The following is a 432-nucleotide window of genomic DNA, read 5'->3' on the forward strand; positions in this document are numbered from 1 at the left end:
TGGGAAGCCGGCTTCGAGATGAGATTTCGTTATTAGGTGCCCTAGAGATGATGGGGTTGATAGGCCAGATGTGGGAGCCCTGTGAGGGGTGGAGCTGACTGGTACTAATACGCCGATCACTCACCCATTACGTGCCTTCGCGCACTGTGACTGTTGCCCTGTTGTGGGGTGGTGGTTGTGGTGTGGGGGTTGCGGGTCGGGTAACACGAGTAAACACGTTTCGACTGTCATGGTTGGTGTTCGCGTCCACTGTTTTGGCATTGCCGTATCCCGGTGTGCTCCCTTGTTTGCTGCCTGTTGTGGTGGTGTGGGGGTGTCCCGTGTTTTTGCGGTGGTGAGAGTGTTGGGGAAACGCCCGGTTCCATTCCGAACCCGGAAGCTAAGCCTGATCACGCCGATGGTACTGCACCCGAGGGGGTGTGGGAGAGTAGG

The 432-nt window shown here is 57.4% G+C and carries 2 rRNA genes; both read left to right on the plus strand.

What is annotated here, in order from left to right:
* Positions 1 to 128, plus strand: a 23S ribosomal RNA gene (locus GSY69_RS13880); the annotation flags it as partial.
* 199 nt (positions 129 to 327) lie between these two features.
* A 5S ribosomal RNA gene (gene rrf / locus GSY69_RS13885) occupies positions 328 to 432 on the plus strand; the annotation flags it as partial.

The sequence above is a fragment of the Brevibacterium rongguiense genome (genome assembly GCF_009857845.1).
GTDB lineage: Bacteria > Actinomycetota > Actinomycetes > Actinomycetales > Brevibacteriaceae > Brevibacterium > Brevibacterium rongguiense.